Source organism: Saccharothrix mutabilis subsp. mutabilis, assembly GCF_039521145.1.
Taxonomy (GTDB): domain Bacteria; phylum Actinomycetota; class Actinomycetes; order Mycobacteriales; family Pseudonocardiaceae; genus Actinosynnema; species Actinosynnema mutabilis.
The window spans coordinates 63,603-78,596 of the sequence record NZ_BAAABU010000026.1; the positions used below are offsets into that span (position 1 = coordinate 63,603).

Here is a 14,994-nt window from a genome sequence, read left to right on the forward strand (position 1 = left end):
CTCAGCGCTGGAAGCGGCGCCGCCTGGCCAGGGCGACACCCGTCCCGCCGAGCAGGACCAGCAGGGTGCCGATCGGCACCAGCCAGGCCGTGCGGGAACCGGTGGACGCCAGCGGTTTCTGCCGGTCCACGGCCAGTGGAGCGGTGGTCGTCGCGGTGGTCTGGGCCGGCGTGGTGGTCGTCGTGGTGGTCTGGGCCGGCGCGGTGGTCGTCGTGGTCGAGGCCGGGGCCGTGGTCGTGGTCGTGGTGGTCGTCGTGGTGGTCGCCGTCGTGCCGGACGTGGTGGTGCCGGTCGTGGTCGTCGTGCTGTCGGTGGTCGTGGTGGTGGTCGTCGTGCTGTCGGTGGTCGTGGTGGTGGTCGTGGTCGTGGTCACGGACTTCGTGCCGCAGGCGTACCAGTGGCTGATCCCGGCCGGCTTGCCCGAACTGGCCAGCGGGGCGTGCAGGTCCAGCCACGGCAGGTCGCCCAGACCGGTGTAGACGTTGTAGGCGTTGGAGCCCTTCACCACCACGCCGGTCAGCGTGTAGCCATCCGGGATGGCCGTGACGTCGAGGTACGTGCCGTCGTCGTTCGATGTGACGCTGATGATCTCGCCGGGCAGCTTGGCGTCCGGGCACGTCGTGGCGTTGCCGGGGTAGGCCGTGGCGCGGGGGTCGCCGGAGACCGGGGGCGGGTCGCCCGCGGGCGGGGTCGCGCCGGCGGTGCCGAACCACACCACACCGGCGGCGAACAGGCAGGCCGCCAACTGGAAGGCCCGGGTGATGGTCGTGCGCACGTCGTCCTCCAAGGTCGGCTCCGGCCCGCCGCGCACGGGGCGCGCGGCGGGCTGCCGGTGGGGACGGCGGCCGAAGAATGCGGACCCTGCAGCTTGGCCACAATTCCGCCTGGTCAGCGACGCGCGGTCCGGAAGAACCACCCGAACCGGTGACGACTTCCCATCGATCGAGTCAGAGGAGGGTGAGCTGCTCCTGGTCGACGCCGCGCGGGGACCCGACGGTGCCGGGCAGGCTGCCTTCCGGCCACACGCCGTCGTCGTCGCCGGGCACGCCCACCGCGTCGCGACCGCCCTTCACGTCCAGGCCGTGCCGGCGCAGCAGGGGCTGGATGCGGTCGGCCAGCCACTTCCGGTACCGGGCGTCCACATAGGACCCGCGCGCGTAGAGCCGCCGGTAGGTGTCGGCCAGGTCCGGGCGCTGCGCCACCAGCCACCGCGCGAACCACTCGCGCGCGCCGGGACGCAGGTGCAGCGGCAGCACGGTCACGCCGCTCGCGCCCGCCGCGGCGATCTCCGCCAGCAGGCCGTCCAACTGCTCCTCGGAGTCGGTGAGTCCGGGCAGCACGGGGGCCACGAACACCCCGCACGGCAACCCCGCCTCCCGCACCCTGCGCACCAGCTCCAGCCGCGCCTGCGGGGTGGGCGTGCCCGGTTCGAGGCCGGCCTGTAGGTCGCGGTCCAGCAGGGCGATCGACACGCCGAGACCCACCGGCACGTCGGCGGCCACGTCGGCCAGCAGCGGGATGTCCCGGGACAGCACGGTGCCCTTGGTCAGGACCGAGAACGGCGTCCCCGAGCGCGCGAGCGCCTTGATGATCCCCGGCATCAAGGCGTACCGGCCCTCGGCCCGCTGGTACGGGTCGGTGTTGGTGCCCATCGCCACGTGCTCCCGCCGCCACCGCTTGGACCGCAGCTGCGCGGTCAGCACCTCCACCGCGTTGACCTTGACCACGACCTGCGAGTCGAAGTCGTGCCCGGCGTCCAGGTCGAGGTAGGTGTGGGTGTTGCGGGCGAAGCAGTTGTGGCTGACCAGGCCGTTGGCCACGAAGTCCCCGGTGCCGGTGCTGATGTCGTACAGCGTGCGGCTCACGCCCAGCGCCTCCACCGACACCACGCCCAGCCGCGCGGACGCCGGCACCGCCATGCCCTCCACGGCGTTGCCGCGCGCCACCGCCGGGCCGACCAGGTGCAGGAACCGCAGCCGTTCGGCCAACCCGCCGGTGATGCGCACCCCGCGCACCTCCACCGCGTGCGCGACCTTCAGGCGCATCAACGCCAACACGGCCGCCTCGAACACCGCACTGTCCGAAGAGGACAGCACCAGTTCGCCGCCGGTCGCCGTGCCGCGCGCGTCGAACAGCCCGGCCAGGAACCCCTTGGACCACTCGTCGTCCGGCGTGGTCGGCCACTCCACGAACTCGCTCTCGCGGGGGATCCGCCCGCCGGCGTACTCCTGCGCCCGCGCCAGCACGTCCGGGTCGGCGGGCAGGCCGCCGCGCACCACGCCCCACAAGTAGCCGTGCCGGTACTCCCCGGTGCGCGCGGGCGGCGTGGCGAACCGTCCGGTGCCGACCAGCCGGGTGCCCTTGGTCAGGAACGGCCGCTCCTCGAAGTCCGCGCACCGACCCGGGGTGACGTGCTTCCAGCCCTCCTCGGACAGGAACCGGTGGTCGCCGCTGGAGACCACCCGGGTGCCGTCCTCCAGGGTGACGCGGTAGGCCGGTTTCACCGTGGTCCAGTGCGCCTGGACACGGGTTGTGACGAAACGGCCCTCGCGCGTGCCGAACACCTCCTCCCCCAGCGACAGCTCGGCGATGGGCTTGGTGCGGCCGTCGGCGAGCAGGACGGGGGTGTCGCCGGCCAGGCAGTAGGTGCAGCCGTGCGTGCAGCCGCGGTACGGGTTGACCGTCCAGGAGAACGGGAGCCGCCCGCCGGGCACCTTGTTCAGCACGGACTTGGCGCGCACCTCGTGGAACACGACGTCGGCGAAGTCGGGAGTTCGTACGCTGCGAACCAGTCCCGGCAACCCCGGCAGAGCCTGCTGCCGGTCCGCCCCGTCCTTCTGACCGTCCCATCGCATGCCCACATTCGAACACGTGTTCGAACAAGCGTCAAACGGAGTACTGGTGTCGCTACTGGACGTCATCCTGGTGCCCTTCAACACCCCCGCGGTCACCGTCGGCGGGGTCTCGACCAGTTGGGGGGAGGTGGCGGGTTTCGTCACGGGCGCGCTGTGCGTGTGGCTCGTCGCCCGCCAGAACCCGCTGAACTGGCCCATCGGCATCCTCAACAACCTGGCCTTCCTCGTGCTGTTCGCGACCGGTGGCCTGTACGCGGACTCGGGGTTGCAGGTCGTCTACATCGCACTGGCGCTGTACGGCTGGTGGGCGTGGCTGCGCGGCGGCACGGAGCACACACCGCTGCCGGTCAGCCGCACCACCGCCGCGCAGTGGTGGTGGCTGCTGGCCGCCGGTGTGGCGGGGACGCTGCTGATCGCCTGGGTCCTGATGACGTTCACCACCTCGACGGTGCCGTGGGCGGACTCGGTCACGACGGTGCTGTCCCTGCTCGCCACCTGGGGCCAGACCCGCAAGAAGGTCGAGTGCTGGTGGCTGTGGATCGCCGCCGACGTGATCTACGTTCCGTTGTACGCCTACAAGGACCTCTGGCTCACGGCGATCCTGTACGTGGGTTTCATGGCGTTGTGCGTGCTGGGGTTGCGCAACTGGTCACGTGCGCTGCGCGCGGACGCGGTCGCGGCATGAGTGAGTTCGACCACGCCCTGGTCCTCGGCAAGTTCTACCCGCCCCACCGCGGTCACCACCACCTCATCCGGACGGCCGCCGCGCGCAGCGCCCGGGTGACCGTGGCGGTGCTGGCGTCGAGCGTCGAGTCGATCCCCGTGGAGTCGCGGGTGGCGTGGCTGCGGGCCGAGCACGCCGACACGCCGGGGGTCGTGGTGCTCGGCGACCTCGACGACCACCCCATGGACTTCCACAGCGACACCGTGTGGGAACTGCACATGGGCGTGGCGCGGGCCGTGCTGGCGCGGCGGGCGATCATGGACGGCTCGCCCGCGTCGGCGGTGGTGGACGCGGTGTTCACCAGCGAGGCGTACGGCGACGAGATGGCCAAGCGGCTGGGCGCGCGGCACGTGTCGGTGGACCCCGACCGGGTGGCGTTCCCGGTGTCCGGGACGGCCGTGCGGGCGTCGGTGGCCGACCACTGGGACCTGTTGGCCCCGGCGGTGCGGGCGGGGTTGTGCGCGCGGGTCGTCGTGGTGGGGGCGGAGAGCACCGGCACGACGACGTTGTCCCGTGCGCTGGCCTCGGCGTTGGACGCGGCGTGGATCCCCGAGTACGGGCGCGAGCACACCGAGCACAAGCTGGCCGCCGCACGGGCTTTCTCGGCTGTGGCGACGCTCGACAGTCTCGTGTGGACGGTCGGCGACTTCCACGACGTGGCGCGGCGGCAGCGGGAGATGGCCGACGCGGCGGCCGTGTCGCGCCCGGTCCTGGTGTGCGACAACGACTCCTGGGCGGCGTCGGTGTGGGGTCACCGGTACCTCGGGCACCCGGTCGAGGTCGATGCGCGCCGCCCCGCCGTGTACGTCCTGACCGACCACGAGGGCGTGCCGTTCGAGCAGGACGGGTGGCGGGACGGCGAGCACCTCCGGGCGTGGATGACCGGGCTGTTCGAGCAGCGGTTGGCGGCGCGGGGCGTGCCGTGGGTGAAGGTGACCGGGTCGCCGGAGGCGCGGTTGCGCCGGGCGCTGGCGGCGTGCGCCCCCGTGCTCGCCGACCACTTCACCTTCGCCGACCCGTTGGGCTAGACGGTGACCAGGACCTGGTCCAGCGACTTGCGGACCAGGTTCGGCACCACGCAGTCGTCCGCCGGGTAGCCGACCGGGATCACCGCGAACGCCTTCTCGTTGCGCGGCCGGTTCAGGACCTCGCCGAGGAACTTCATCGGTGACGGCGTGTGGGTGAGCGCGGCGAGGCCGGCCAGGTGCAGGGCGGTGAGCAGCATGCCGACCGCGATGCCCACCGACTCGTCCACGTAGTAGTGCTTGCGGCTCTCGCCGTTCTCGTCCAGGTAGTAGCGCTGCTGGAAGACGACGATCAGCTCGGGGGCGTCGGTCAGGTGCGGCTTGACGTCGTCGGTGCCCAGGGGGCGCAGGGCGTCGAGCCACTCGTCGCCCAGCCGGCCGGAGTAGGAGATGCGCTCCTCGTTCTCGGCGGCCTCGCGGATCGCCTTGCGCACCTCGGGGTCCACGACGCGCACGAACGTCCAGGGCTGCTGGTGCGCGCCGCTGGGCGCGGTGGAGGCGACGGCGATCGCGTCGAGCACCACCTGCGTGGGCACGGGGTCGGTGGAGAACATGCGCACGGTGCGGCGCTCGTCCATGCGTCGGCGCAGGTCGGCGGCGGTCGCAAGGGACTGCTCGACCGGCATCCGCGCGGGCCGGTAGGGGACGGGCTCGAACGGCCGGCCGTGGATGGGTGTCCAGTTCGTCACGGGCTCGACTGTGGCACCGGCGTGGGACGGGTTGAAGGGGTTGGCCCGAAATTCGGTGCGAAGTGTCCGCTGTGCGGACGGTTGGCCCGTGATCGATCCGTTACGCACGGTTTCGCAACCCGTTGTCGGGGTCACGCATCCCTTCTTCCGTGAGCGGCCGGTGTGGCCGACACAGGGGGAGCAACCGGGAAGTTGACCGTCCTAAGTGGACGGTTATTCGGGTTGCCCGGAAAGCCAGGGGGCAGACAGATGAAGGCGATTCGACCGGTGCTGGTGGCGGCGGTCCTGGGGGCGGGCCTGGTGGCGTGCACGTCCACCCCGCAGCAGGCGGCACCCACCACCACCTCGACCACCACCGCTACCACGACGACCACCTCGACCACTACGGCTTCGCCGACCGCGCCACCTTCGGCCGAACCGACCGTGCCGCCTTCAGCCGCGCCGACCGTCGCGCCCGATCGGGAACCGGCGACGGGCAAGGTGGCGGACCCGACGCCCGTGCTGGACCACGGCGGTTTCGGCGTGATCCGGCTGGGGATGTCGGAAGAGGACCTGCTGGCCACTGGCTTGGTCACGAACGACGGCACCGAGCAGCCGGGGGACTGCGGGTTCTACCGGTTGGCGTCGGACACCGGTGCGGTGTTCGTCCGGCGCGATCGTGGCCTGGGCGTGGTGTCCATCATCGTGAACGGGAACGTGCGGACAACGGAGGGCATCCGGCCCGGGTCCACGACCGAGGAGGCACGCGCCACGTACCCGGGTTTCGTGGACGGCCCACCCTGGGAAAGCGCGGACCTCGGCGGCGGTATCCGGTACGGGTTCGGCGGCCGTCCGATCATCTCTCAGCTGTTGCTCTTCAGGCACATGGAGAATTGCCACAACTGAGTGCCTTTTCGGCCCGTCGCTGCGCGACCGCGATGCGTCGAGGGGCACGCATCGAGGCACACCGGGCTCCGGCATGGGGACAGCGGCATCTGCGGCGAGGGCGGTGCAGCGGCGGTAGCAGGAGCGATGGCTCGGCCGCTGCAGGGCGCGGCAGGAGGCGCGCAGAGGGCGCGGCAGAGGGCGCGGCAGGGGGCCGCGCAGGGGGCCGCCGCGCAGGGGCGCGGCAGGAGGCGCGCGCCGGGGTGGGGCGCGGCGGGGGTGCGGGGGGAGCGCGGCAGCAGCGGCGGCAGCGGCGGCGGCGGCAGTGGCGGGGGCGCATCAGCAGTGGTGGTGGCGGGGGCGCATCAGCAGTGGTGGTGGTGGTGGGGGGCGCATCAGCGGTGGTGGTGGTGAAGCGGGCTGAGGGGTGGCCTCCGGCCCCCGGTTCGATCATCTCACGCGGTACCGACAAGTCCCGTCGGGCAGGATGTGACCGTGCACGCCAAGGACCTCCTCGCAGCTCACGGCCACGGGCACGGCCGTCACGCCGAACCCGCCTCCGCGCCCGTCCGCAGACTGCTGCTGGTCCTGCTGCTGCCGCTGGTCCTCGCGACCGTCGTCGGCGCGTTCCTGCTCTACCCGTTCGGCCGCGACCAACCCACCGGGGCCGAGGTCGGCATCGTCCAGACGCCCGTCAGGGGCGAGGTCACCGCCGTCACCAAGGGCGGGTGCGGGCCCGAAGGGGACCAGCCCGGCGCGAGCGGGTGCGTGCTGGTCGCCGTCAAGATGTCCGACGGGGCCGCCGCCGGGCGCGAGGTGCGGATCCCCGTGCCCGAGCAGCCGTCCTCGCCGACGTTCGCCGTCGGGGACGAGGTGGTGCTGGCCTTCGGCGGCGGGGACCCGACGTCGGACACGTCCTACCAGCTCGCCGACTTCCAGCGGGGCACGCCGATGGTGCTGCTGGCGGTCGTGTTCGCGGCGGCGGTGCTGCTGCTCGGGCGGTGGCAGGGGTTGGCGGCGCTGGGCGCGTTGGCGCTCAGCTTCGTCGTGCTGGTGCTGTTCGTGCTGCCCGCGCTGCTGGCCGGCGAGAACCCGGTGACGGTCGCGGTCGTCGGGGCCGGGCTGATCATGTTCATCGTCCTGTACCTGACCCACGGCGTCTCCGCGAGAACGTCCACCGCCGTGCTCGGCACCCTGGTCAGCCTCGCGCTGATCTGCCTGCTGGGCGTGCTGTTCACGGCGTTCGGCAAGCTCACCGGCCTCGACCAGGACACCGCCAACCTGGTGTCCCTGCTCGGCCACGGCATCGACACGCGCGGCCTGCTGCTCGCGGGCACCATCATCGGCGCGTTGGGCGTGCTGGACGACGTCACCGTCACCCAGACCAGCGCCGTGTGGGAACTGCGCCGCGCCAACCCCGCCCTCGGGTTCCGCGAGCTGTACGCGGCGGGCTCGCGGATCGGCCGCGACCACCTGTCCTCCGTGGTGAACACCCTGGTCATGGCCTACGCCGGCGCGGCCCTGCCGCTGCTGCTCGCGTTCTCGCTGTCCGGGCGGAACCTCGGCGAGATCCTCACCGCCCAGCAGGTCGCGCAGGAGGTCGTGCGGACGCTGGTCGGCAGCATCGGCCTGGTCGCGGCGGTGCCGATCACCACCGCGCTGGCCGCGTTCGTCGCCGGGCGCGAGGACGTCCCGGTGGACGACGCTACCGAGGACGAGCCCGACGAGGAGTGGGAAGAGGAGTTCGAGGAGGAGGAAGACGTGCCGCCTTCGCGGTTCGAGCGGGTCACGGGCGACCTGCGTACCGGGTACGACCCGGCCAAGGGGCCCTGGCGGCGCGTCTGACCTCACGCGGCGGCGATGTCGAGCCTCCCGACCCTGTTCGTGGTCAACAGGCCGAACCACACCGCGCCCGGCTGGTGGACGTTGATGTCGCACGGGTAGGACGCCGACGACGGCGTGGCCCACATGCGGACCTCGCGCGTGGCGGGGTTGAACCGGGCCACCTGGTTGCCCAGGCCGAACGCCGCCGGGAAGCTGACCGAGAAGTAGATGTTGCCGTCACCCGCCTCCGCGATGGGCCCGGCCATCGGCAGCGGGTTGCCGACGCTGCCCACCAACAGGCCACCCGGGACGCTGGTGAGCAGGCCGTTGACGCCCAGCAGCGGGTACTCGGCGATCGCGCCGGTCACCGGGTCGATGCGGGCGATCTTCATGCCCAGCGACTCGCCCACCCAGATCGAGCCGTCCGCCGCCGTGCGCACGCCCACCGGGAACGAGTTCGGCGTCGGCATCGTGTACTGGGTGAACACGTGGGTGTCCACGTGCAGGGTGGCGACCTTGTTCAGCTGTGGCAGGTCGAACACGACGGTCCGGCCCGGACCGGGCTTGATGATCCCGAACAGCGCGCCGACCTGGCCCAGGATCTCACCCGGCACGCGGAACTTGCTCCACGCGCCGGTGACAGGGTCGTAGCGGCCGATCGAGTCGAGGCCGCCGAGGGTGAACCACAGCGCGCCGTCCGCGCCGCGCGAGGTCGTTGGCCAGCCCGAGACCGCTGTGCAGCGGGATGTCCAGCGCCCGCGTGCTGAACGCGTCGGCCCACGGCAGCGGGACCTCGGTCATGCCGCCGTCGTCGGTGTCCACGCGGAGCAGGCTGTTGCCGGTGACCTGCGGCAGCCACAGGTCGCCCGCCAGGTCGAGGTCCATGCCGCCGGGCACCGACAGCGGCATCGGCGTGGAGAAGTTCTCGAAGTGCCCGGTGGCCGGGTCGAACCGGGCGACCTGGCTGCTCAGGTACTGCTCGACCCACAGCTTGCCGTGGTGGTCGAACTCGACCTCGCACACGCCGCCGACCGGGAGCGAGGACGGCACCGGGCCGTACTCCGTGATCGGGGACGCGGCGGCGGCCGACGGCGGCTGCACGAGGCTCGTGGCGAGCAGGGACGCGGTGACGAACAGGCGGCGTAAGGCGGCATCCATGGCTTCAGCTCCCGAGGTCGGGACCGATGCTAGGACGCGCTCAGCCGCCCGTTCGTCACACGATCGAGTGGTTGCCGACGCTCACCCCGGCGCTCCCCCGACGCTCAGCCCCGAGCGCTCAGCTCGCGAGGAAGGCGAACAGCAGGGCGAGCGCCGCGGGCACCGACTGGACGAACAGGATCCGCCGGCTGACCGTCGCCGCCCCGTACACGCCCGCCACGAAGACGCAGAGCAGGAAGAACACGACGAACGCGTACCCGACCTCACCGCCCTTGACCAGGCCGAAGACCAACCCGGCGGCCAGGAACCCGTTGTAGAGGCCCTGGTTGGCGGCGAGCACCTTCGACTCGGCGGCGAACTCGGCCGTCGTCCCGAAGGCGGCCCGGCCGCGCGGGGTGGTCCACAGGAACATCTCCAGGACCAGGATGTAGACGTGGATGGCCGCGACCAGCGCGGTCAGGACGTTCGCGGCGACCTGCACGGCGGTACCGTACCGGCATGCTGCGGACCGTGCTGAACCTGACCACCCGGGTCGCCGGCGGGCTGGTGGCCGGCGTGGCGGCGCTGCCGCGCATCGCCGACGCCCTGGACCGGCTGACCCCGCTGGCGGACGCGTTGCCGCAGGTCGGTGAGCTGCGCGGCACGCTGGAACGGTTGGAGCGGCTCGCGACGTTCCTGGCCGAGGAGCTGCCCGAGGCGCTGCACCAGATGGAGGCCGTGCACGCCCAACTGGTGGAGCTGGCCCCGAAGATCACCGCCCTGGCGGGCACCACCGGGCAGCTCGACGAGTCGATCCGCGTGCTGGCCGCCGCGCTCGGCCCGTTGCAGGGCACGACCGAGCGCCTCGGCAGGCTGGTCGACCGACTGCCCGACCGGCGGCGGCGCAACCAGGCCCTGCCGGGATAATCACCCGCGTGGGACGGACGCGGAAGACCGACCAGACGATCACCCGGGAGGTCGACTCGGGCATCGCCGAACTCGTCCCCGACCACGACGTCCCCGGCGCGTGGACGCTGCGCCTCAACGGCACCCCGCAGTCGCACGTGGACCTGGACGACCCGTGCCACCTGGAGTTCGAGTACATCCGGCGGCTCGGCCACGTCGCCGACCTGCTCGCGCCGACCGCCGAACCGGTCCGCGCGCTGCACCTGGGCGGCGGCGCGCTGACCCTCCCCCGCTACATCGCGGCCACCCGGCCCCGCTCGACCCAGCAGGTCGTGGAGGTCGACGCGGCCCTGGTCGAGCTGGTCCGCGGCCTGTTGCCGCTGGACCGGACGTGGCGGGTGAAGATCCGCACCGGCGACGCGCGCGAGGTGCTGGCCAAGGCCCCGCCCGACACGTTCGACCTGGTGGTGACCGACGTGTTCGCCGGGGCCCGCACGCCCGCGCACCTGACGTCGGTGGAGTTCGTGGAGCTGGCGGAGCGGACGTTGCGCGGCGGGGGCGTGTACGCGGCGAACATCGGCGACGGCGGGAAGCTCGCGTTCGCGCGGGCGCAGGCGGCGACGGTGCGGTCGGTGTTCCGGCACGTGTGCGTGCTGGCCGAGCCGGCGGTGTTCCGGGGCAGGCGCTTCGGCAACTTCGTCATCCTGGGCTCGCACGTGGAGCTGCCGGTGGCCGACCTGGTCCGGCGCACGGCCGGCGACCCGTTCCCGGGGCGGGTGGAGCACGACGAGTCGCTGGTCCGCTTCATCGGCGGAGCGCAGGTGACGACGGACGAGACGGCCACCCAGTCCCCGTCCCCGCCGAAGGGCACGTGGGGCCTGCCCACCGACTGAGCCGTTCGTCAGTCCAGGGTCGAGACGAAGCGGGAGATCGCGTCCGGGTTCAGCTTCTGCGCCAAGCGGCCCGACGGAGCCAGGGAGCCCAGCTGGTAGAGCGGACGGTCCGCTGCCGCCAAGCCGCGGGCCTCCGCTCGCAGCTGCGCGACCAGCAGTTCCGAGAACACCAGGCCCGGGGCGTCGCCGCGACCCGCCAGCACGTCGGCCAGCTTGCGCAGCGCCAGCACGCCCTGCTCGCGCCCACCGGTGCCCGCGTAGATCGCCAGCGCCAGGTTGATCGCCTTGCCGCCGCCCCGCACGAACAACCCCACGGTGCGGCTGCCGCGCATGTCCGTCACCAGCAGGTCCAGCTGGTCCGCCGTGTGCAGGTCCACCGACCGCGCGCCGAACGCCCGCACCGTCAGCACGTGCCCCGACAGCCACACCCGCCGCCGTGCCTCCGACCACGCCAGCAGCAACAGCGGCAGCGCGAACACCGCCGCCGTCACCAGACCGGCCGTGCGACCGGCGAGCAGACCCAGCAGACCGCCGAACGCGGCGGCGACCAGCAGCGCGCCGATCGCCACCGTCCGGGCGCGCTTGCGCACCGCCGCGGGGTCCAGCAGGTCCAGCGGGATCCGCTCGTCGTCGCTCACCGGCCCAACGCCTCCCGCACCGCGATCACCACGTCCACCAGCGGCACCTCGCGCTGGTCGCCCGACGCCAGCTCCTTGAGCTGCACGACGCCCGCCTCGATGTCCCGCTCGCCCAGCACCAGCGCGAACCTGGCACCGGACCGGTCCGCGCCCTTCATGGCGCCCTTGAGACCCTTGCCGCCGTAGGCCAGGTCGAAGCGCACCCCGGCACCGCGCAGCGCCGCGGACAGCGCCACGAGCCGCGACTTCGCCGCGTCGCCCAGCGGCACGCCGTACACGTCGCACCGCGCCACGTCCCCCGGCTGCACGCCCTCAACCTGGCACGCCAGCAGCGACCGGTCCACCCCCAGGCCGAAACCGACCCCGGACAGCGGCTGCCCGCCCAACTGCTCCATCAGCCCGTCGTAGCGGCCACCGCCGCCGATCGCGGACTGCGCGCCCAGCCCGTCGTGCACGAACTCGAAGCACGTCTTGGTGTAGTAGTCCAGGCCGCGCACCATCCGCGGGTTCTCCACGAACTTCACGCCCAGCTCGTTCAGGGCGTCCTTGACCTGCTCGTAGTGCGCGCGGGAGGCGTCGGAGAGGTGGTCGCGCATCAGCGGCGCGTCCTCCACCAGCGCCCGCACCTCGGGCCGTTTGTCGTCCAGCACCCGCAACGGGTTGATCGTGGCGCGCCTGCGGGTCTCCTCGTCCAGCGGCAGCTTCGCCAGGAACGCCTGCAGCAGCTCCCGGTAGGCGGGCCGGTCCGACGAGTCGCCCAGCGAGGTCAGCTCCAGCCGGTAGCCGGTCAGGCCCATCCGCCGGAACGCCTCGTCGGCGATGGCGATGACCTCGGCGTCCAGCGCCGGGTCGTCCACGCCGATCGCCTCGACGCCCACCTGGTGGAACTGCCGGTACCGGCCGGCCTGCGGCTGCTCGGCGCGGAAGAACTGGCCCGCGTAGGCGAGCTTGACCGGCAGCTGGCCCTTGTCCAGGCCGTGCTCGATGACCGCGCGCATCACGCCGGCGGTGCCCTCGGGGCGCAGCGTGATGGACCGGCCGCCGCGGTCGGTGAAGGTGTACATCTCCTTGGTCACGACGTCGGTGGACTCGCCGACGCCGCGCGCGAACAGCGCCGTGTCCTCGAAGACGGGCAGCTCGATGTAGCCGTAGCCCGCCAGGCGGGCGGAGTTCAGCAGGGTGTCGCGGACCGCGGTGAAGGTCGCGGAGACCGGCGGGAAGTAGTCGGGCACGCCCTTGGGGGCGGAGAACGTCGACAAGGGGTTCACAGTCCTCGGTGCGGTGCGGCCGGCGCGTCGTCGCCCAATTCCAGCAGGAACGGGTTGCTCCCGCGCTCACGGCCGATGGTGGTCGTCGGGCCGTGGCCGGGCAGGACCACCGTGTCGTCGTGCAGCGTCAGCACCTTGGTGCGCAGTGACGCCAGCATGGCGCGGTGGTCGCCGCCCGGCAGGTCGGTGCGTCCGATGGAGCCGGCGAAGAGGGTGTCGCCGGACAGCACGAGCCGTCCGCCCTCCTCGGTGCCGGCGCGGAACATCACCGACCCGCCGGTATGGCCCGGGGTGTGGTCGACGGTCAGCCGCAGACCCGCCAGGTCCAGCTCGGCCCCGTCGGACAGCTCGCGCACCTCGCGCGGCTCGCGCATCTCCAGGTTCCCGCCGAAGAACGCGCGCGACTCGGCGCTGATGCCCTTGAGCGGGTCGGACAGCAGGGCCCGGTCGTCGGGGTGCACCCACGCCGGGATGTCGTTGCCGTCGCACACGGGCGCGACGGAGAAGCAGTGGTCGAAGTGGCCGTGCGTGAGCAGGGCGGCGACCGGGGTCAGCCGGTGCTCGCGCAGCGCCTGCGCCAACGGCTCGGCGGCGTCCTGGCCGGGGTCGACCACCACGCACGGCCCGCCGGCCTCCGCGGCCAGCACGAAGCAGTTGGCCTGGAGGGCGCCGGTGGGGAACCCGATCACCAGCACGCGGACACTCCTCGACGGCTATCGACGGCAACAGAACGGCAACGGATCGCTGTGGACCGCGCTACCAGCCTATCCGGCACACACCAGCCATATGCGTGCCCCCTAGACTGCACACCGATCGTCGCCGGTCGACGCGAGAACAGGGAGGTTGCAGGTGCCGACCAACGTGCAGCGCCGCGAGCAGGCCAAGCGGAAGCTGGAACGACAGCTCGCCCGCCGGGCGGAGCGCGCGAAGCGGCGCCGGATCGTCTCGGTGGTGGTGACCGTCATCGCGGTCGTCGCCGTCGCCGGTGGTGTCTACTTCATCTCCACGGCCGACTTCGGCGGCTCGGACGACGCGGCGGCCACCTCGACCACCCCGAAGCCGATCGAGATCCCGACCGAGGTCAAGGCGCTGCCCAAGCGGCCGACCCCGATCGCAGACCCGGCGACCTGCGAGTACCGGCAGTCGAAGGAGCCGTCGTCCAAGGAGGGCACCAAGGCCCCCGAGGCGACGGGCGTCTCCGCCACCGGCACCGCGACGGCCACCATCAAGGCCAACATCGGCGAGCTGAAGCTGACCCTGGACAAGGCGCTCGCGCCGTGCGCGGTGAACAGCTTCGTGAGCCTGGCCAAGCAGGGCTACTTCAACGGCAGCACGTGCCACCGCATCGGCACCGAGGGCCTGCAGATGCTCCAGTGCGGCGACCCGACCGGCACCGGCCGCGGCGGCCCCGGCTACGCGTTCGACAACGAGACCTGGCCCGAACTGACCTACGGCCGCGGCTACCTGGCGATGGCCAACGCGGGCATCGACCAGGAGACGCAGAAGGGCACGAACGGCAGCCAGTTCTTCATCGTCTACGGCGACGCCCAGCTCTCGCCGGACTACACGGTCTTCGGCAGCCTCGACGAGGCAGGCCTGAAGCTGGTCGACGAGGTGGCCCGCGCCGGCCACGACGGCTCCTTCGACCCGTCCCCGGGCGGCGGCAAGCCGAACAAGGAAGTGAAGTTCGAGACCGTCACGGTCGAGTAGCGGACCACACGAAGGGGCCGGCTCACGCACTCGGGAGAGGAGTGCTGGAGCCGGCCCCTTCGTCTTCCCCGCCGGCCGTGAGGTGACCGGCAGTCGCGATGATCGCAGCGCCACCTGACGTTTCGCTGACGCCCCACGCGCCAAGCGCTCTCCGCCCCCCTCCGCGCCCCTCTCCGCGCCCCTCTCCGCGCCCCTCTCCGCGCCCCTCTCCGCGCCCCTCTCCGCGCCCCTCTCCGCGCCCTCTCCGCGCGAAGCGCGACAGCGCCAGCCGGGCTGCCAGCCCACAGGAAGGGCCTCGGTTCGTTCCCCGTACGGCCTGGGCGCAGCCCAACCACAGGTTTCCGGTGCTGTCCACAAAAGTTTTGCGAGGCACGAGCAAAAGTTTTCTGGACAGCACCGGAAACCTGTGGTTGCCTCCGGCAGGCCGTGCGGGGAACGAACCGACGCCCTTCCCCCCGGGG

At 72.4% G+C, this 14,994-nt stretch carries 16 protein-coding genes; 7 read left to right on the forward strand and 9 right to left on the reverse strand.

Going from position 1 to position 14,994, the window contains the following annotated elements; translation table 11 throughout:
• Position 1: 1 nt before the first annotated feature.
• Together ABD126_RS33945 and ABD126_RS33950 are read right to left on the reverse strand one after the other, a co-directional pair.
• Positions 2-775: a hypothetical protein gene (locus ABD126_RS33945; RefSeq protein ID WP_343938816.1), complete on the reverse strand. Its 774-nt coding sequence runs from the start codon at positions 773-775 to the stop codon at positions 2-4.
• Between the two features lie 172 nt (positions 776-947).
• Positions 948-2,855, reverse strand: a complete 1,908-nt coding sequence (locus ABD126_RS33950; RefSeq protein WP_343938818.1) for an intein-containing Rv2578c family radical SAM protein — start codon at positions 2,853-2,855, stop codon at positions 948-950.
• A 46-nt stretch (positions 2,856-2,901) separates the two neighbouring features.
• On the opposite strand from ABD126_RS33950, the gene pnuC reads away from it, so the two are divergent.
• Complete coding sequence (gene pnuC / locus ABD126_RS33955) at positions 2,902-3,540, forward strand: nicotinamide riboside transporter PnuC (RefSeq protein ID WP_343938820.1); 639 nt, start codon at positions 2,902-2,904, stop codon at positions 3,538-3,540.
• Entirely contained in the window at positions 3,537-4,607 is a 1,071-nt protein-coding gene (locus ABD126_RS33960) for an AAA family ATPase (RefSeq protein WP_343938822.1), read from the forward strand. Before pnuC ends, ABD126_RS33960 begins: the two co-directional genes overlap by 4 nt.
• Here the strand turns inward: ABD126_RS33960 and ABD126_RS33965 are convergent.
• Entirely contained in the window at positions 4,604-5,230 is a 627-nt protein-coding gene (locus tag ABD126_RS33965) for a nitroreductase family protein (RefSeq protein ID WP_343938899.1), read from the reverse strand. The genes ABD126_RS33960 and ABD126_RS33965 overlap by 4 nt on opposite strands.
• A gap of 312 nt (positions 5,231-5,542) precedes the next feature.
• Between ABD126_RS33965 and ABD126_RS33970 the strand changes: the two genes are divergently transcribed.
• Both ABD126_RS33970 and ABD126_RS33975 read left to right on the forward strand, forming a co-directional pair.
• Positions 5,543-6,178: a hypothetical protein gene (locus ABD126_RS33970; protein ID WP_343938824.1), complete on the forward strand. Its 636-nt coding sequence runs from the start codon at positions 5,543-5,545 to the stop codon at positions 6,176-6,178.
• 474 nt (positions 6,179-6,652) lie between these two features.
• On the forward strand, positions 6,653-8,002 hold the full coding sequence (locus ABD126_RS33975) for a YibE/F family protein (protein WP_343938827.1): 1,350 nt from the start codon (positions 6,653-6,655) through the stop codon (positions 8,000-8,002).
• Positions 8,003-8,004: 2 nt separating this feature from the next.
• Here the strand turns inward: ABD126_RS33975 and ABD126_RS33980 are convergent, their stop codons facing one another.
• The 3 genes from ABD126_RS33980 to ABD126_RS33990 all read right to left on the reverse strand — a co-directional run bounded on the left by ABD126_RS33980 (position 8,005) and on the right by ABD126_RS33990 (position 9,620).
• Positions 8,005-8,670: a Vgb family protein gene (locus tag ABD126_RS33980; RefSeq protein WP_425542927.1), complete on the reverse strand. Its 666-nt coding sequence runs from the start codon at positions 8,668-8,670 to the stop codon at positions 8,005-8,007.
• Complete coding sequence (locus ABD126_RS33985; protein WP_343938831.1) at positions 8,585-9,139, reverse strand: NHL repeat-containing protein; 555 nt, start codon at positions 9,137-9,139, stop codon at positions 8,585-8,587. The genes ABD126_RS33980 and ABD126_RS33985 overlap by 86 nt, the downstream gene beginning before the upstream one ends.
• A gap of 118 nt (positions 9,140-9,257) precedes the next feature.
• Positions 9,258-9,620, reverse strand: coding sequence for a DUF1304 domain-containing protein (locus ABD126_RS33990; RefSeq protein WP_343938833.1), 363 nt, complete (start codon positions 9,618-9,620; stop codon positions 9,258-9,260).
• 17 nt (positions 9,621-9,637) lie between these two features.
• Here ABD126_RS33990 and ABD126_RS33995 point away from each other — a divergent pair, with 17 nt between their 5' ends.
• Entirely contained in the window at positions 9,638-10,045 is a 408-nt protein-coding gene (locus ABD126_RS33995; protein WP_343938834.1) for a hypothetical protein, read from the forward strand.
• Positions 10,046-10,053: 8 nt separating this feature from the next.
• A complete protein-coding gene (locus tag ABD126_RS34000; RefSeq protein WP_343938835.1) occupies positions 10,054-10,917 on the forward strand; it encodes a spermidine synthase in 864 nt (287 codons plus the stop codon).
• Positions 10,918-10,925: 8 nt separating this feature from the next.
• Here ABD126_RS34000 and ABD126_RS34005 read toward each other — a convergent pair whose 3' ends face one another.
• The 3 genes from ABD126_RS34005 to ABD126_RS34015 are packed head-to-tail and all read right to left on the reverse strand — an operon-like array spanning position 10,926 to position 13,518.
• Positions 10,926-11,555: a hypothetical protein gene (locus ABD126_RS34005; RefSeq protein ID WP_343938836.1), complete on the reverse strand. Its 630-nt coding sequence runs from the start codon at positions 11,553-11,555 to the stop codon at positions 10,926-10,928.
• Positions 11,552-12,814 (reverse strand): histidine--tRNA ligase, encoded by a 1,263-nt coding sequence (gene hisS / locus ABD126_RS34010; protein ID WP_343938838.1) that lies wholly within the window; start codon positions 12,812-12,814, stop codon positions 11,552-11,554. The genes ABD126_RS34005 and hisS overlap by 4 nt, the downstream gene beginning before the upstream one ends.
• A gap of 5 nt (positions 12,815-12,819) precedes the next feature.
• On the reverse strand, positions 12,820-13,518 hold the full coding sequence (locus ABD126_RS34015) for an MBL fold metallo-hydrolase (RefSeq protein ID WP_343938839.1): 699 nt from the start codon (positions 13,516-13,518) through the stop codon (positions 12,820-12,822).
• A 154-nt stretch (positions 13,519-13,672) separates the two neighbouring features.
• Here ABD126_RS34015 and ABD126_RS34020 point away from each other — a divergent pair, with 154 nt between their 5' ends.
• Complete coding sequence (locus tag ABD126_RS34020) at positions 13,673-14,533, forward strand: peptidylprolyl isomerase (protein ID WP_343938841.1); 861 nt, start codon at positions 13,673-13,675, stop codon at positions 14,531-14,533.
• Positions 14,534-14,994: the final 461 nt, after the last annotated feature.

What these genes read in the sequence shown, in the direction of transcription:
- ABD126_RS33965 (WP_343938899.1), bottom strand. Translation starts at nt 5,230, where the DNA reads ATGCCGGTCGAGCAGTCCCTTGCGACCGCCGCCGACCTGCGCCGACGC.
- ABD126_RS33985 (WP_343938831.1), bottom strand. Translation starts at nt 9,139, where the DNA reads ATGGATGCCGCCTTACGCCGCCTGTTCGTCACCGCGTCCCTGCTCGCC.
- ABD126_RS33960 (WP_343938822.1), top strand. Translation starts at nt 3,537, where the DNA reads ATGAGTGAGTTCGACCACGCCCTGGTCCTCGGCAAGTTCTACCCGCCC.
- ABD126_RS33995 (WP_343938834.1), top strand. Translation starts at nt 9,638, where the DNA reads ATGCTGCGGACCGTGCTGAACCTGACCACCCGGGTCGCCGGCGGGCTG.
- ABD126_RS33970 (WP_343938824.1), top strand. Translation starts at nt 5,543, where the DNA reads ATGAAGGCGATTCGACCGGTGCTGGTGGCGGCGGTCCTGGGGGCGGGC.
- ABD126_RS33950 (WP_343938818.1), bottom strand. Translation starts at nt 2,855, where the DNA reads ATGCGATGGGACGGTCAGAAGGACGGGGCGGACCGGCAGCAGGCTCTG.